1 protein-coding gene is annotated in these 1487 nt (G+C 60.4%); it reads left to right on the top strand.

Features of this window, described 5'->3' with window-relative positions; genetic code table 11:
• A partial coding sequence (locus tag IQK56_RS29950) for an AMP-binding protein (RefSeq protein WP_193901953.1) occupies positions 1 to 1389 on the top strand: 1389 nt, incomplete at its 5' end.
• Positions 1390 to 1487: the final 98 nt, after the last annotated feature.

Raw genomic sequence — 1487 nt, forward strand, 5'->3', positions numbered from 1 at the left:
GTGGTCAACACCAACCCGCTGTACACGGCACGGGAAATGGAACACCAATTCAACGACTCCGGTGCCAAGGCCCTGGTCTGCTTGGCCAACATGGCCCACCTGGCGGAAAAGGTCGTGCCCAAGACCGCCGTCAAGCATGTGATCGTCACCGAAGTCGCCGACCTGTTGCCGCCGCTCAAGCGCCTGCTGGTCAACAGCGTCATCAAGTACGTGAAGAAAATGGTCCCGGCGTATCACTTGCCTCAGGCGATCAAGTTCAACGACGTGCTCGCCAAGGGCCACGGCCAACCGGTCAGCGACGCCAGCCCGGCCAGCAGCGACGTGGCCGTGTTGCAGTACACCGGCGGCACCACCGGCGTGGCGAAGGGCGCGATGCTCACCCACCGCAACCTCGTCGCCAACATGCTGCAATGCAAGGCGCTGATGGGCTCCAACCTCAACGAAGGCTGCGAGATCCTGATCACCCCGCTGCCGCTGTACCACATCTATGCCTTCACCTTTCATTGCATGGCGATGATGCTCATCGGCAACCACAACATCCTGATCAGTAACCCACGCGACCTGCCGGCGATGGTCAAGGAGTTGTCGAAGTGGAAGTTCAGCGGCTTTGTCGGCCTGAACACGTTGTTCGTGGCGCTGTGCAACAACGAAGGCTTCCGCAAGCTGGACTTCTCTGCGCTCAAGGTCACCCTGTCGGGCGGCATGGCCTTGCAATTGGCGGCGGCCGAACGTTGGAAGGCCGTGACCGGCTGTGGGATCTGTGAAGGTTACGGCATGACCGAAACCAGCCCGGTCGCCACCGTCAACCCGATCCAGCATATCCAGATCGGTACCATCGGCATTCCGGTGCCGTCCACCGTGTGTAAAGTCATTGCCGACGACGGCACCGAGTTGGCGCTGGGTGAAACCGGCGAGCTGTGCGTCAAGGGCCCGCAGGTGATGAAGGGCTACTGGCAGCGCCAGGACGCCACCGACGAGATGCTCGACAGTGAAGGCTGGCTCAAAACCGGCGACATCGCGATCATCCAGCCGGACGGCTACATGCGCATTGTCGACCGCAAGAAGGACATGATCCTGGTCTCCGGTTTCAACGTGTACCCCAACGAGCTGGAAGACGTGCTGGCAGGCTTGCCGGGCGTGCTGCAATGCGCGGCTATCGGTGTGCCGGACGAGAAGTCCGGGGAGATCATCAAGCTCTTCATCGTGGTCAAACCGGGCGCCACCCTCACCAAGGACCAGGTGATGGAACACATGCGCGCCAACGTCACCGCGTACAAGGTGCCCAAGGCGGTGGAGTTCCGTGATGCATTGCCGACCACCAACGTGGGCAAGATCCTGCGTCGTGAATTGCGTGATGAAGAACTGAAGAAGCTGGGCCTTAAAAAGTAACCCGCCAAATTGAAATGCAATCCAATGTGGGAGGGGGCTTGCCCCCGATAGCAGTGGTTCAGTCAACACATACTGTGACTGACCCACTGCCATCGGGG

Origin of the sequence: Pseudomonas cyclaminis (assembly GCF_015163715.1) — a bacterium.
GTDB classification, from domain to species: domain Bacteria; phylum Pseudomonadota; class Gammaproteobacteria; order Pseudomonadales; family Pseudomonadaceae; genus Aquipseudomonas; species Aquipseudomonas cyclaminis.